We start from the raw sequence: 14,045 nt of genomic DNA on the forward strand, positions 1-14,045 counted from the left end.
CCGTCAATCCGGGATTTCGAGGTCGTAGACGAAGATGCCGTCGATACCGCCCTCTGCGGCTGCAACGATCTTCGCGCCGGTCTTCTGGTGCTCCGGATCGGCGAGATAGGCATCGCGCGCGCCGGCATCGGCGAAGTCGACGATGAAGCCTTCGGCATAGCCCTTGTCCATACCGATCTCCGGGCTGACATTGGCACCCTCATGGGTCGCAACAAGGCCGGGAAGCCGGCTTTTCAGCCCGGCGATCTCGGCGAAGATCGACGTTTTCTCCTCCGCCGAAATTTCCGGACGGAAATGAATGAAGACACAGTGTCGGATCATGATTTTCCTCAGCGGATAGCGGCACGGGCACGCGGCCTGATATCGTTTCGTTCATGGGCGAAGATCGCCGGCGGCAGGGGCTGGCGCTCGCGAATGATGTCTGCGCCCTTTTCGCCCATCATGATCGTCGGCCCATTGGTGTTGCAAGAGGGAACGCGCGGCATGACCGAACTGTCGCAGACGCGAAGACCGTCGAGCCCACGCACTTTCAGATCGAGCCCGACGACGGCCATGGCGTCGGTGCCCATCTTGCAGGTACCGACAGGATGATGGTCGGTCTTGGCATTGGCGCAGCCATAATCGAAGAACTGCTCATCGGAGACGACGCTATTGCCCGGCAAGCGTTCGGCCAGCACGAACGGCTTGAGTGCCGCCTGCTGCATGATCTCACGGGCGAGCTTAAGCCCTTCGATCGACATCTTGCGGTCGTGCGGGTCTTCCCAGTAATTGGGGTCGATCAGCGGGGCGGCGGCCGGGTCGGCTGCGGAGAGCCTGACGGTGCCGCGCGAGCGCGGATGCAGATAGGCGGAGTTCAAGGTCACGCCGGCGTTCTTCAGCTTTTCGACACCGGCCTCGATGCCGGAGCCGAGTCCGAGATGGAACTGGATATCCGGCGAGCGGGCGTCCGGATCGGCGTACCAGAAGCCGCCGGTCTCGAAGAGCGAGGATGCCACAGGGCCCGAGCGGAAGAGCACATATTGCAGACCTGCCCATAGCGTACGATGAAGTTTCGCGACGCCATCATAGGTGTGATCGCCGGTGCACTCGGAAATCACGAACAGATCGAGGTGATCCTGCAGATTGCCACCGACACCCGGCAGGTCGTGCTTGACGCCAACCCCCACCGATTTCAGGTGATCCGCCGGCCCGATGCCCGACTGCAAGAGCAGCTTCGGCGAGCCGATCGCGCCGGAGGTGACCAGGACCTCGCGTTCCGCCCGAATGGTCTCTCTGCCCTTGGCCGTGACAACTTCGACGCCGACGGCACGAGTGCCCTCGAGCACGATCCGGGCGACGCGCGCGCCGGTGCGCACCGTCAGATTGCGACGATCCTTGATCGGCGAGAGATAGGCAAGCGACGCGCTCGACCGCCGGCGATTGCGCTGCGTCAGCTGGTAGAAGCCGACGCCCGCCTGCTGGCGACCGTTAAAATCGTGATTGTAGGGAATGCCAAGCTCCTGGCCGGCGCGGATATAGGCATCGCAGATCGGCAGTGTCGCCACGGGCATCGAGACGCCGAGCGGCCCGCCGTAGGAATGATAATCGTCGGCAAAACGCTGGTTGTCTTCGGCGCGCTTGAAATAGGGGAGAACGCTGCGATAGTCCCAGCCGGTGCACCCGTCCTCCGATGCCCAGAGGTCGTAATCGGCGGCATTGCCGCGGGTGTAGAGCTGGGCATTGATCGACGAGCCGCCGCCGACGACCTTGGCCTGCGTATAGCGCAGCACCCTGCCCTTCATGTGCTTCTGCGGCACGGTCTCCCAGCCCCAGCTGGCAACGCCCTTGGTCATCTTGGCAAAACCGGCCGGCATATGAAACAGCGGGTTCCAGTCACCGCCGCCCGCCTCCAGCAACAGCACGCGCACGGACGGATCCTCGGAAAGGCGGTTGGCGAGAACGCAGCCCGCGGGGCCGGCGCCGGTAATGATGTAGTCGTATGTCATTTGCTGTCTTCCTCCACGGCCCGACCATTTGGAACGATCCAAATTTCCGACGTGACAAACCCGAACTTTGCTCGCCCGTGCGAGCTGATGAATGACTGCACTTCTCCTAGAGTCTTCCGATCGACAGGCCACCATCCGCCTGGATGACCGAGCCGGTGGCAAAACCGAATTTTCCGCCGGCAAGGCTGGCGGCGATATTGCCGATGTCTTCGGGCTCGCCCCAGCGCTTCATCGGCACCAGGCCACCGTCGATCAGGGCGTCGTACTTCGCCGAAACGCCGGCGGTCATGTCGGACCGGATGATACCCGGCCGGATCTCGAAGACGGCGATGCCGGTGTCGGCCAGTCGCAGGGCAAGTCCCTGGCTGAAGGCGGCAAGACCGGCCTTGCTCATGCAATAGTCGAGCCGTTCGGGCGAACTCATGGTCGCCGAAACCGAGGTGATATTGATGATCGAGCGTGCCGCCGCGCCGGGCTCGTCGGCCAGCATCGAGCGCAGCACCGCTTGCGTGAAGAACACCGTGCCGCGCAGATTGGTGGCAACGATCGTGTCGAAATTCTCCGGCTGCAGATCGAGGAAGTCACCGCGCACGACGGAGGCGATGCCGGCGTTGTTGACGAGGCAGCGGATCGGGCCCAAGTCCTTGCGGATACGCTCGACGGTCCCGGCATGCGCGCCGACATCGGCGAGATTGGCTTCGAGATAGATGGCGCGGCCTCCCCCAGCCGACAGTTCCGAAAGTGTCGCTTCCGTCGTCTGGTCGGCGGCGCCAAGGCCGGTCAGAGCGATATCGAAACCGTCGCGCGCCAGCGCGCGGGCAACGCCGAGGCCGATGCCGCGCCGGCCGCCGGTCACGATCGCAACGGGACGGGCCGATGTCGTCATGTGAGCTCCTTGGCAACGATATGGTCGGCGACGCGCAGCGCCTGCGCCGCCACGGTCAGCGCCGGGTTGACGGCGGCCGAGGTCGGCAGGAAGCCGGCGTCGACGACAAAGAGGTTTTGATGGTCGAAAGCGCGGCAATAGACGTCGAGCGGCGCCTTTGCCGGATCGGTGCCCATTCGGACCGTGCCGCACTGATGCGACGGCGTGCGCTTGTCGAAGGCCTGGGACAGCACGATCGGATAGCCGGCAGCCTTGAAGTGGACGCGCATCTTGGCTTCGAGCCCGGACAGCGCCTCCATGTTCGAGCGCCGCCACTGCATGATGATGCCGCGGCCGTCGACCATGATCCGGCTTTCCGGGTTCGGCAGGTCCTCCGTCATCATGTACCAGTCGACCGCGTGGCCGGCCATGAAGTCCAAGGCGAAACGCGGCGCCCACTTCGGCGCATTGGCCTTCAGGATGTCGCCGTTGATCTTGCCGAGCAGCTGGACATTGCCGAGCGGCAAGCCGTCCCGGCCGCCGGTCAAGTAATAGTCGTTCAGCATTAGCGTCTTCTGGTAGATGCTGTCGTTGCGCCGGAACGGATTGATCGCCAGCATGGCGCTGCAATTGTGGTTCATGAAGTTTCGGCCGACCTGGTCGGAGGTATTGGCAAGCCCCTTGCCGTCGCCGGAGCGCAGCAGGATGGCGGCCGAGTTGATCGCCCCCGCCGACAGGATCACCAGCTTGGGCGACAGCTGCTTCTTCTCGCCCCTCTCAGTGTAGTGGATCGCCTCGATCCGGCCGCTCGGACCTGCCTCCAGCGTGTCGACATGCGCCGATGTGATCAGCTCGATATTGGGGTCGTTCAGCGCGGCGGCCAGCGACGCGGTCTCGGCGTCCTTCTTGCCCTTGCCGGTGTTGGGAAACCCATCCCAGGGCGTGCGCCCGCCGGCAAGCCAGGTGTCGATGTCGACCCCGAGCGGCAGCGTCGCCGGATGGAGCCCCTGCGCCTTCAGCTCAGTGCGGGCGCGGGCAATGGCCGGCTCGTCCGGCACCGGGCCGTGAGGATAGGGCGAGGCATGGAACGGCTCCGTCGGGTCGTCGCCCAGTTCGCCGCGAACTTCGAACAATCGCTCGGCCTTGCCGTACCACGGCTCCAGCTCGTCATAGGCAAAGGGCCAGGCCGGCGAGACGCCGCCGAGATGCTGCATCTCGGTGAAATCCTCGGCGCGGTAGCGCAACAGCACCGCGCCGAAGAGCTTGGAGTTGCCGCCGACGAAATAGAAATTCCCCGGATTGAACTCGGTACCGTCAGCTTCGCGCCACATCTCCTTCGGCCGGAAATGGCCCTTGACGAAGATCGAGCTGTAGCTGCGCGCTTCCGGAGTGTCGGGCAGTCGTTCGCCGCGCTCGAGGATGACGATGCGCGCGCCGGAGCCGGCAAGCCCCGCCGCCACGGTGGAACCGCCAATGCCCGACCCGATGATGACGATATCCGGCTGATGCATCGTTGGTTACGCGATCCGCTGCTGCGTCTGGGGGTCGAAGAACACCGCCTTGTCGAGGTTGAAGGCGAGCTGCGATGTCTGGCCGGGCGCGATGCGCGCATCGGCGCGAAGACGGGCGACGACTTCCTTGCCGCCCAGCCGCGTGACCGCAAAGGTGTCCGAACCGGCAGGCTCAACCACCTCGATCAGGCATTCGCCTTCGACGATCGCCTTGGCATTGCGGTCGGCACCGTCAGGGTCGGTCAAGGCTTCCGGACGGATGCCGAAGACGACGTCCTTGCCGGCGTAGCCCGAGAGCGCGCCGCTGGCATGGGGCACGGTCAGCTTCATCGGCTCGGCATTCGGGCGCGCGAGCGTGACCGCGACATCGGCGCCGTTCTTTTCGATCCGCGCGGTCAGAAGGTTCATGGCCGGCGAGCCCATGAAGTCGGCGACGAACATGTTGGACGGGTTGTTGTAGATCTCTGCCGGCGTTCCGAACTGTTGCAGCACGCCGTCCTTCAGCACCGCGATCTTGGTTGCCAGCGTCATCGCCTCGATCTGGTCGTGGGTGACGTAGACGATCGTCGTCTTCATGCGGTGGTGCAGGCGCTTGATCTCCGTGCGCATGTCGACACGCAGCTTGGCGTCGAGGTTCGACAGCGGCTCGTCAAACAGGAAGACCTGCGGGTTGCGAACGAGCGCACGGCCCATGGCGACGCGCTGGCGCTGGCCGCCGGACAGCTGGCTGGGTTTTCGATCCAGCAGATGGCCGATCTGCAGCATGTCGGCAACCTGCTTGATCGCCTTTTCGCGTTCGTCCTTCGGCACGCCGCGGATTTCCATGCCGAAGGCGATGTTGCCGGCGACCGTCATGTTCGGATAGAGCGCGTAGGACTGGAACACCATGGCGATGTCGCGCTTGGAAGGGTGCAGATCGGCGACCGAGCGGCCGTTGATGGCGATCTCGCCAGATGTGATCGGCTCCAGGCCGGCAATGGTGTTGAGCAGCGTGGACTTGCCACAGCCCGACGGGCCGACCAGCACGAGGAAGCCGCCTTCGTCGATCTCCAGGTTGATGTCCTTCAGGATCTCGAGCGAGCCGTAGGATTTGCGCAGGTTGCTGATTTTGAGGAACGACATGAGCTTATCCTTTCACGGCGCCAGACATCAGCCCGCGCACGAAGTAGCGGCCGGACACGATGTAGACGATGAGCGTTGGCAGGGCGGCGAGGATCGCGCCCGCGAAGTGAACGTTGTATTCCTTGACCCCGGTCGACGACGAAACCAGGTTGTTGAGCGCCACCGTCATCGGCGTCGACGACGCGCCGGAGAAGGACGCCCCGAACAGGAAGTCGTTCCAGATATTGGTGAACTGCCAGATGACCGAGACGACGATGATCGGGCCGGACGACGGCAGCATGATCCGCCAGAAGATCTGGAAGAAGCTGGCGCCATCGATCTGTGCGGCGCGCACCAGCTCCGTCGGAAAAGCCTCGTAGTAGTTGCGGAAATAAAGCGTGGTGAAGCCGAGGCCGTAGATCACATGGACGAAGATCAGGCCCCAGATCGAGCCGGCAAGGCCGATGATCCCCAGCACGCGCGCCATCGGGATCAGCACGATCTGGAACGGGATGAAGCACGACAGGAGCAGCATGCCGAAGAAGATGTTGGCACCGGGGAAACGCCACTTGGTCAGCACGTAGCCATTGAGCGCACCGATGATCGTCGAGATCGCGACCGCCGGCACCACCATCAGGATGGAGTTGATAAAGAACGGCTTCAGGCCCGTCGGCTGCACCCCGATCTGCGCCTTCGACCAGGCCTGAAGCCAGGGCTCGAAGGTCAGGGTCTGCGGCAGGTTGAGCATGCCGCCCTGGCGGATCTCGTCGAGCGGCTTCAGCGAATTGGCCAGCATCACGTAGAGCGGCAGCAGCGAATAAAGCGCAAAGACGATCAGGATCGTGTAGATCAGCGCCCGCATCAGGCGGTTGTGCGAGATGACATTGTCTGGGCTGGGGGCGCTCATGAGCGTTTTCCTCCGCGGATTTCGGAGTAGAGATAGGGAACGATGATCGAGAAGATCATCACCAGCATGATGATGGCCGACGAGGCGCCGATGCCCATCTGGTTGCGGGTGAAGGTGTAGGAATACATGAAGGTCGCCGGCAGTTCGGTGGCCTGGCCCGGCCCGCCGCCCGTCAGCGCGATGATCAGGTCGTAGGCCTTGATCGCGAGATGCGCGAGAACGACGAAGGCGGAAAGAAAAACCGGCCGCATCAGCGGAATGATGATCCGCCGGTAGATCGTCGACGTCGGTGCGCCATCGATCTGCGCCGCCTTGATGATCTCGTTGTCGACGCCGCGAAGGCCGGCAAGGAACATCGCCATGATGAAGCCGGTCGATTGCCAGACGGCCGCGATCACCACGCAGTAGATGGCGTAGTTGCGGTCCTTGATCCAGTTGAACGAAAAGCTCTCCCAGCCCCAGAGGTGCATCGTGTTTTCAAGGCCGATGCCGGGATCGAGGAACCACTTCCAGGCCGTACCTGTGACAATGAACGACAGCGCCATCGGATAGAGATAGATCGGCCGCAAAAAGCCTTCCGCCCGGATCTTCTGGTCGAGCAGGATCGCCAGTCCAAGCCCCAGCACCGAGCAGATGACGATGTAGAGCGAGGCGAAGATCGCCAGATTGCTCACCGCCCGCCACCAGTGCGGCAGGGCCCAGAGCTTCTGATAATTGCTGAAACCGACGAAATTGTAGGACGGCAGCATCTTGCTGTCCGTCATCGACAGGAAGCCGGTATAGGCGATGAAGCCATAAACAAAGATCAGGACGATAACGAAGCTCGGGGCAAGGACCAGTTTCGGTATCAGGTCCTGCAGGCGACTGCGGTTATCCATGAACGTTCACCACTTCTGGCGCTCAGCCATCAGGGACCCTCCCCGGTACGGCATCCACGCAGGTTCTTGGTATCAAAACGCCTCCTCGCGTCCGCGGTGAAACGCGGCGCTTGAAAGACGCTTGCATGTCAGAATGGGTGTCCGGGACGCCTGTTTCGCGTCCCGGACCGGGTCTTGCCCGTTACTTCGCAGCCGCAACGGCGGCAACGAGTTCCTTGACTGCCTCGTCGGAGGTCAGTTCACCGTTGAACTCGCGCGTCACGACGTCGTAGATCGCGTTCTTGACGGCAGCCGGATTGGCATGGCCATGGGCCATCGAACCGAACAGCGTGCCGTTGGTGTTGGCTTCGGCGAGATCCTTGATGCCCTTCTTGCCGCAAGCGTCGAAGTCCGTGTCCGGAACGTCGGTGCGGGCCGGAACCGAACCCTTGACGACGTTGAACGCCGACTGAAAGGTCGGGCTTTCGATCGCCGATGCCATTTGCAGCTGAGCCGGGATCTTGTCGTCGGCAACCTTGAACATCGCGAACTGGTCGGAGTTGAAGGTGACGGAGCCCTGCGTGCCCGGGTAGCGCATGCAGACGAAATCGGTACCAGGCACCTTCTTCGCCTTCAGGAACTCACCCTTGGCCCAGTCGCCCATGAACTGCATGCCGGCCTTGTTCTCGATGACCATTGCCGAAGCAAGGTTCCAGTCGCGACCGGAGAAGTTGTCGTCGACATAGGAGCGCAGCTTCGTCATGCGGTCGAAGGCTTCCTTCATCTTGTCGCCGCCGAGCGCTGCCGGGTCGAGGTCGATGAAGGCCTGCTTGTAGAAATCGGTGCCGAGCGAGAGCACGACAGCGTCGAAAATCGTCGCGTCCTGCCACGGTTGGCCGCCATGGGCGATCGGCGTGATGCCCTGAGCCTTGAAGTTGTCGAGGAGCGCGACGAGCTCTTCCCAGTTGGTCGGCTCCTTGCCGCCGGCCTTGTCGAGAGCTGCCTTGTTGATCCACACCCAGTTGGTCGAGTGCACGTTGACCGGAGCTGCGATCCAGTGGCCGTCATACTTCGAGAACTGCTGCAGGGCCGTCGGGATGACCTTGTCCCAGCCTTCCTTGGATGCGGTCTCGTCCAGGTTGCCGAGCGCGCCTTCCTTGGCCCAGTCGAGAATGTCGAAGCCGAGCATCTGCACGGCGGTCGGGGCGTTGCCCGAGGTGACGCGAGCGCGAAGCACGGTCATGGCTTCCGTGCCGCCGCCGCCGGCGACCGGCATGTCGGTCCAGGAAATGCCCTTGCCTTCGAGGTCCTTCTTCAGGACGTCGAGCGCGGCAGCTTCGCCACCGGATGTCCACCAGTGCAGCACTTCCACGTTCTCTGCTGCGCGCGCGGCCGTGGCCGCCATCATCAGCGCCACAACAGCCGTCGTCGTCATCAACTTGCGCATCGTTATCCTCCCGTTTGCAAGTTATCGAAGCGGAACCTCCTCCCGCCTCGGATATCGCACCGCCTAAGGCGGCGGCTGGCCAATTTAAAACGTTATAAATTCAGCAAGTCAAGCATTCCGCACGCGTGCGCTTCTCCACCTCAAGAAGCAATTGAATTTACTGACTTATATACAGCTTCAGACGTTTCGCAGTGCAGCAATCCTTGCCGCGACGCAAGATTTAAAACGTTTTCATGATTCGATTGCCTAAGCGTTCGTGCCACGTTACAAAAGCCGCTCTTGACCGCCTTGAGGATGACTAGCATTGGCCGATCCCTCCAAGCCCGCCCGTTCCGAAGACAATGGCCTGGCCGTCCGACGCGGCAAGCCGACCCTTCGCACGATCGCCGAGATCACCGGCCTTGCGGTCACCACCGTTTCGCGCGCGCTTGCCGAAGCGCCGCAGATTTCCGCCGAGACGCGCAGGCGGGTGCGCGAGGTGGCGATCGAAATCGGCTACTCGCCCGACCGCGCCGCCCAGCGGCTGAAGACCGGCCGCACCAACGTCATTGCCGTTCTGCTCGACCCGCACGAGGAAATCCTCGGCTACGGCACCTCGATCATGAGCGGCATATCCAAGGCGCTGCAGGGCACGTCCTACCACGTGATCGTCATGCCGAACTTCCTCAACACCACCAATGTCGAGGCGGTGAACTACATCACCCGCAACAGCATGGCCGATGGCGTGATCTTCTCGCGTACCGAACCGCTCGATCCGCGTGTCATGGTGTTGTCCGAGATCGGCTTTCCGTTCGTCACCCACGGGCGCACCGAGCTTTCGACGCCGCACGCCTATGTCGATTACGACAACTTCACCTTCGCCTATCAGGCAACCCGCCGCCTGATCGCCAAGGGGCGCCGCAAGCCGGCGTTGATCAGCGGCCCGGCCGGCTTCACCTTCACCGGCCATCTGCAACACGGCTTCATGACTGCGGTGCGCGAGGCGGGCTGCGCCTACGAAATCCTCTCCGGTATCGATCTCGACAGCCCCGCCGGCAACATTCGCGACCGTGTGCGCCAGCGTTATACCGAGGCTGATCCGCCTGACAGTTTCATGTGCGGCGGCGAGGTCTGCGCTCTTGCCACCATTACCGGCATGAGCGATTGCGGACTGACGCTCGGCAACGAATATGACATCGTCGCCAAGCAGACGTCGCACTTGCTGGGCGCGATCCAGCCTCAGGTGGAGACGATCTACGAGGACCTGACGGCCACGGGCGAAGACATGGGCCGCGTGCTGCTGCAGCGTATCGGCGGCGAAACCGACGTCAGCAAGCTGCAGCTGCTGCTTTCTCCGCAGATCCCGGCCAACTGGTAGATACCGGGCCGAGGCGCACAACGACGGCAGGCCCGCGGCGCGCGATGGCGCCTCGTCCCGTTTCGTTGTTGCGATCAGTGCCCTCATCATCCGTCTCCTCACATCCCGCGATTAGCGCGGCATCCACCAACCGGTGCGCGCGCCGATATGCATGTTGAGCGTCTTGGTCTCGGTATAGTCTTCGACCGCATGGCGGCCGAGTTCGCGGCCAAGGCCGGACTGGCGATAGCCGCCGAAGGGCAGCTCGGATGCCCCGTCCATGAATGTGTTCATCCAGACCGTGCCCGCGCGCACCCGGCGGCCGATGGTCATGCAGGTGTCGAAGTCGCGGCTCCAGACGCCGGCCGAAAGACCGTAGTCGATCGAATTGGCAATACGGATGGCCTCGTCGGTGGTCTCGAAGGTCAGCACCGACAGAACCGGCCCGAAAACTTCTTCACGGGCAACGGCCATGTCGGGCCGAACCTGAGAAAGAATAGTCGGCGCCATGAACTGACCCATGCCGAGATCGAGCGTTTCGCCGCCATGAGCGACCGCTGCACCGTCCTTCGATGCGGCAGAAACATAGCCGGCAATCTTTTCCAGGTGCTGCGGCGTGATGATCGCCCCGACCTGGGTTTCCGGGTCGAGCGGATCGCCGACCTTCACCTTGGCCGAGAGCGCCGCGATGCGCGCCGTCACCTCGTCGGCGATATCGCGATGAAGGATCAGCCGCGAGCCGGCATTGCAGCATTCGCCGGCGTTGAAATAGGCGCCGAACACGGCCGCATCGATGAACTCGTCGAGATTGGCATCGGGAAAGACGATCTGCGGGTTCTTGCCACCGAGTTCGAGCGACACCTTCTTCAAGGTCTGCGCGGCGTTGGCCATCGTCAGACGGCCGACGCCGGTCGAGCCGGTAAACGAGATCATGTCGACATCGCCATGCGTCGTCATCGGCGCGCCGACCTCCGGACCCGTGCCGGTGACGATGTTGACGACACCGGCCGGCACGCCGGCAGCTTCCAGGATTTCGCCGAGCACCAGCGTCGAGGCGGAGGTCATTTCGGAAGGCTTGACCACCGTCGTGCAGCCGGCAGCGAGCGCAAAAGGCAGCTTCTGGCTGACGATCAGGAACGGGAAATTCCACGGTGTGATGATCGAAACGACGCCGATCGCTTCACGCAGGACGACGCCGAGCGTGCCGTCTCCCAGCGTATTGTAGCTTTCGCCGTGAAGATCGCGGGCAAGGGCTGCGGCATAGCGCCAGATATCGGCAGCGCCGCCAAGCTCACCCTTGGCCTGGCTGATCGGCTTTCCGGATTCGATCGCATCGAGGAAGGCAAGCTCGTCGGCGCGCGCGGCAATCATATCTGCCGCCTTGAGCAGAACCAGCGACCGCTCGGATGCCGTCATGCGTGGCCAGGGACCATCGTCGAAGGCGCGGCGGGCGGCGGCGATCGCCCGTTCGGCATCGACGCCGGAGGCCGCCTGATAACGGCTGACGACGACGCCGTGACCGGGTGCAACACGTTCGAGCGTGCGTCCGTCAGCGCTGTCGACCCATTTGCCGTCGATCAGCATCTGGAACGTGCGCACCTTGTGATCGCTGAGTGCCTTGGGCCTCACCAGAACCGTCATTACCATTCTCCCTTGAACTGGGCTTCGCGCTTTTCGGTAAAAGCGGCGACGCCTTCCCTGAGATCGCCGGTCTTGGCGACGAGGATGGAGCCGAGCGCTTCGACCGCAGCACCTTTGTCCTCGCCGTCAGCGCAAGCGATCATCAGCTTTGAAATTTCGAGTGCGGCCGGACCGCGCTTGGCAACGCGCGCGGCGTAGTCCCGCGCGGCCTGCATCACCGTGCCGGTCTCGACGACGGCATCGACCAGGCCTTCGGCTTTCGCCGTCTCGGCCGTAAACATCTCGCCGCCGAGGACCATGCGCCTAACGATCTGGGCGCCGAAGCGGGTGACGAGACGCTGGGTCCCCGACCAGCCGGGAACCATGCCGAGGCTCGTTTCCGGCAGGCCGATCTTGATCTGGCTTTCGGCGATGCGGATGTCGGCTGCGGCAGCCAATTCCAGCCCGCCGCCGAGCGCATGGCCGTTGAGGGCAGCAATGACGGGCATTCTGAGCGTTGCCAGCCGTTCGAACACGCGATGGCCGAAGCGCACCCAGTCATGACCGAAGGCGGCCGCATCCATGCCGCCCCAGGCCTTGATGTCACCGCCGGCCGAAAATGCCTTGCCCTCGCCCGTCAGGATCAGCACGCGGACCTCGCGGTTCGCCTCGACCGTGTCGCAGGCGCCAGCCAGAGCCTTCAGCATGTCGATGTCGAAGGCATTGAGCTTTTCGGGACGGGCAACGGTCATCGTGGCGATTGCGCCGTCGATGGCAATCCGGATGCGCTCCTCAGACACGGGCGCCTCCTGCAAGGGTGCGGGCAGGAGGCTTTGCCGGTAATGTCAGACCGATCGGTGCTTCGTGAAACAGGGCCGCTTCCATGGTCTTCAACCGATCGGAGACGATCAGCGGAAACTCGGACTGGTCGAGAATATGGGCCTTGAGGTCGACGCCCGGCGCGATCTCGGTCAGCATCACACCCTCGGGCGTCAGCTTCATCACGCAGCGCTCGGTGACATAGGTGATTTCCTGCCCCTGCTCGATGCCGCGACGGCCTGAGAAAGTGACATGTTCGACCTCGTTGACCAGCTTCTTCAGCTTGCCTTCCTTCTCGATCACCAGTCTGCCGCCTTCGACGGCCAGCTTGGCGCCGGCATTGAACATGCCGGAAAAGACGATCTTCTTCGCCCGCGCGGTGATGTCGACGAAGCCGCCGGCGCCGGCCGTCACATGCGGGCGGAAGGAAAGCTTCGAGACATTGACGGAGCCGTTACGATCGATCTCAAGGAAAGAGAGCAGCGACGCATCGAAGCCCGCGCCCTGGAAATAGGTGAACTGATAGGGCGACGGCATGAAGGCGTCGGCGTTCGAGGCGCAGCCGAAGGCAAAATCAAGAAGCGGCACGCCGCCGACGGCGCCCTGCTCGATCACCCAGGTGACCGCGCCATGCAGCCCTTCTTCCAGCAGGATGCGCGGCACGTTGGCCGAAATGCCGAAGCCGAGATTGACGGCGCTGCCGGTCTGCAACTCCTGCGCCACCCGGCGGGCAATCACCTTCTGGATGTTGAATTCCGGCACCCGGAAGCTATCGAGCGGACGGAAGATCTCGCCGGAGATCGCCGGATCGTAAAGCGTCTGCGTCGTCTGCTTCTGGTCGGGGTCGACGACGACATAGTCGACGAGCACGCCCGGCACACGCACGTCGTGCGGCTTCAACGAACCTTCCTTGGTGATGCGCTTGACCTGGGCGATGACGATGCCGCCATTGTTGCGGGCGGCCAGCGCCTGGTCGAGACCGCCGAGATAAGCGCCCTCATGTTCATAGGTGAGGTTGCCTCGCTCGTCCGCCGTGGTCGCGCGGATGATCGCCACCTGAGGCGCGATCGCCTTGAAGTAGAGCCAGTCCTCGCCTTCGAAGGAAACCTTCTTGACCACCGGTTCGGCTGCGGCGGAAGCATTCATGGCGCAGCCTTCACGCGACGGGTCGACGAAGGTGTCGAGCCCGACCTTGGTCATGACGCCGGGGCGCTTGGCCGCCGCCTCGCGGTGCATGTCGAACAGGATGCCGGAGGGAACGTTGTAGGCGGCCACCTCGTCGGCGCCGATCATCTGCCAGATCAAGGGCGGCTCGGCGGTCGACGGACCCGACGGATAGGATCCGCCGATGATCTTCTTCAGGAGGCCCTTCCTGGCGATGTAGTCGACACCCTTGATGCCGCTCATGTCGCCGGCGGCGATCGGGTGCAGCGTCGTCAGGTCGCGCGGATGGCCGGTCGCCTCGAACCGCTCGCCGATTGCCTTCAGCATCAGGTCCGGGCAGCCAAGGCCGCTCGAGGACGAGACCGAAACGACCGCCCCATCGGGGATCAGAGCGGCGGCTTCAGCGGGTGAAATATGCTTGTTCATCGACATC

At 63.3% G+C, this 14,045-nt stretch carries 12 protein-coding genes; 1 reads left to right on the forward strand and 11 read right to left on the reverse strand.

Annotated features, from left to right (window positions below; all coding sequences use genetic code 11):
* Nucleotides 1–3: 3 nt before the first annotated feature.
* The 8 genes from AC1Q80_RS19245 to AC1Q80_RS19280 form a co-directional block, all read right to left on the reverse strand.
* Entirely contained in the window at nucleotides 4–321 is a 318-nt protein-coding gene (locus AC1Q80_RS19245) for a Dabb family protein (protein WP_492361469.1), read from the reverse strand.
* An 8-nt stretch (nucleotides 322–329) separates the two neighbouring features.
* Nucleotides 330–1,985 (reverse strand): GMC family oxidoreductase, encoded by a 1,656-nt coding sequence (locus tag AC1Q80_RS19250; RefSeq protein WP_492361470.1) that lies wholly within the window; start codon nucleotides 1,983–1,985, stop codon nucleotides 330–332.
* Between the two features lie 106 nt (nucleotides 1,986–2,091).
* On the reverse strand, nucleotides 2,092–2,871 hold the full coding sequence (locus AC1Q80_RS19255) for a 3-ketoacyl-ACP reductase (protein WP_209790375.1): 780 nt from the start codon (nucleotides 2,869–2,871) through the stop codon (nucleotides 2,092–2,094).
* Entirely contained in the window at nucleotides 2,868–4,361 is a 1,494-nt protein-coding gene (locus AC1Q80_RS19260; RefSeq protein WP_492361471.1) for a GMC oxidoreductase, read from the reverse strand. The genes AC1Q80_RS19255 and AC1Q80_RS19260 overlap by 4 nt, the downstream gene beginning before the upstream one ends.
* 6 nt (nucleotides 4,362–4,367) lie before the next feature.
* The gene (locus AC1Q80_RS19265) at nucleotides 4,368–5,483 is read right to left on the reverse strand and encodes an ABC transporter ATP-binding protein (RefSeq protein ID WP_115418910.1); all 1,116 of its coding nucleotides are present in this window, start codon (nucleotides 5,481–5,483) and stop codon (nucleotides 4,368–4,370) included.
* A 4-nt stretch (nucleotides 5,484–5,487) separates the two neighbouring features.
* On the reverse strand, nucleotides 5,488–6,369 hold the full coding sequence (locus AC1Q80_RS19270) for a carbohydrate ABC transporter permease (protein ID WP_173418414.1): 882 nt from the start codon (nucleotides 6,367–6,369) through the stop codon (nucleotides 5,488–5,490).
* Nucleotides 6,366–7,247: a carbohydrate ABC transporter permease gene (locus AC1Q80_RS19275; RefSeq protein WP_173418415.1), complete on the reverse strand. Its 882-nt coding sequence runs from the start codon at nucleotides 7,245–7,247 to the stop codon at nucleotides 6,366–6,368. Before AC1Q80_RS19275 ends, AC1Q80_RS19270 begins: the two co-directional genes overlap by 4 nt.
* A 181-nt stretch (nucleotides 7,248–7,428) precedes the next feature.
* Nucleotides 7,429–8,661 carry an ABC transporter substrate-binding protein gene (locus tag AC1Q80_RS19280; RefSeq protein ID WP_412728368.1) on the reverse strand — a complete coding sequence of 411 codons (1,233 nt, stop codon included), beginning with the start codon at nucleotides 8,659–8,661 and terminating at the stop codon, nucleotides 7,429–7,431.
* A gap of 316 nt (nucleotides 8,662–8,977) precedes the next feature.
* Between AC1Q80_RS19280 and AC1Q80_RS19285 the strand changes: the two genes are divergently transcribed.
* Nucleotides 8,978–10,030: a LacI family transcriptional regulator gene (locus AC1Q80_RS19285; protein WP_492361472.1), complete on the forward strand. Its 1,053-nt coding sequence runs from the start codon at nucleotides 8,978–8,980 to the stop codon at nucleotides 10,028–10,030.
* Between the two features lie 111 nt (nucleotides 10,031–10,141).
* On the opposite strand, the gene AC1Q80_RS19290 is transcribed toward AC1Q80_RS19285, so the two are convergent.
* Genes AC1Q80_RS19290 through AC1Q80_RS19300 form a run of 3 tightly spaced genes read right to left on the reverse strand, consistent with a single transcriptional unit; the run spans nucleotide 10,142 to nucleotide 14,044 of the window.
* On the reverse strand, nucleotides 10,142–11,650 hold the full coding sequence (locus tag AC1Q80_RS19290) for an aldehyde dehydrogenase family protein (RefSeq protein WP_492361473.1): 1,509 nt from the start codon (nucleotides 11,648–11,650) through the stop codon (nucleotides 10,142–10,144).
* Nucleotides 11,650–12,381 (reverse strand): enoyl-CoA hydratase/isomerase family protein, encoded by a 732-nt coding sequence (locus AC1Q80_RS19295; protein WP_492361515.1) that lies wholly within the window; start codon nucleotides 12,379–12,381, stop codon nucleotides 11,650–11,652. The genes AC1Q80_RS19290 and AC1Q80_RS19295 overlap by 1 nt, the downstream gene beginning before the upstream one ends.
* 40 nt (nucleotides 12,382–12,421) lie before the next feature.
* The gene (locus AC1Q80_RS19300) at nucleotides 12,422–14,044 is read right to left on the reverse strand and encodes an acyl CoA:acetate/3-ketoacid CoA transferase (RefSeq protein ID WP_492361474.1); all 1,623 of its coding nucleotides are present in this window, start codon (nucleotides 14,042–14,044) and stop codon (nucleotides 12,422–12,424) included.
* Nucleotide 14,045 lies beyond the last annotated feature (1 nt).

Source organism: Ensifer sp. GW823-FHT05D09, from assembly GCF_058795755.1.

Excerpts from the sequence above, each read along its gene's own strand:
- AC1Q80_RS19245 (WP_492361469.1), bottom strand. The coding sequence starts at position 321 with ATGATCCGACACTGTGTCTTCATTCATTTCCGTCCGGAAATTTCGGCG.
- AC1Q80_RS19250 (WP_492361470.1), bottom strand. The coding sequence starts at position 1,985 with ATGACATACGACTACATCATTACCGGCGCCGGCCCCGCGGGCTGCGTT.
- AC1Q80_RS19255 (WP_209790375.1), bottom strand. The coding sequence starts at position 2,871 with ATGACGACATCGGCCCGTCCCGTTGCGATCGTGACCGGCGGCCGGCGC.
- AC1Q80_RS19260 (WP_492361471.1), bottom strand. The coding sequence starts at position 4,361 with ATGCATCAGCCGGATATCGTCATCATCGGGTCGGGCATTGGCGGTTCC.
- AC1Q80_RS19265 (WP_115418910.1), bottom strand. The coding sequence starts at position 5,483 with ATGTCGTTCCTCAAAATCAGCAACCTGCGCAAATCCTACGGCTCGCTC.
- AC1Q80_RS19270 (WP_173418414.1), bottom strand. The coding sequence starts at position 6,369 with ATGAGCGCCCCCAGCCCAGACAATGTCATCTCGCACAACCGCCTGATG.
- AC1Q80_RS19275 (WP_173418415.1), bottom strand. The coding sequence starts at position 7,247 with ATGGATAACCGCAGTCGCCTGCAGGACCTGATACCGAAACTGGTCCTT.
- AC1Q80_RS19280 (WP_412728368.1), bottom strand. The coding sequence starts at position 8,661 with ATGACGACGACGGCTGTTGTGGCGCTGATGATGGCGGCCACGGCCGCG.
- AC1Q80_RS19290 (WP_492361473.1), bottom strand. The coding sequence starts at position 11,650 with ATGACGGTTCTGGTGAGGCCCAAGGCACTCAGCGATCACAAGGTGCGC.
- AC1Q80_RS19295 (WP_492361515.1), bottom strand. The coding sequence starts at position 12,381 with ATGACCGTTGCCCGTCCCGAAAAGCTCAATGCCTTCGACATCGACATG.
- AC1Q80_RS19300 (WP_492361474.1), bottom strand. The coding sequence starts at position 14,044 with ATGTCGATGAACAAGCATATTTCACCCGCTGAAGCCGCCGCTCTGATC.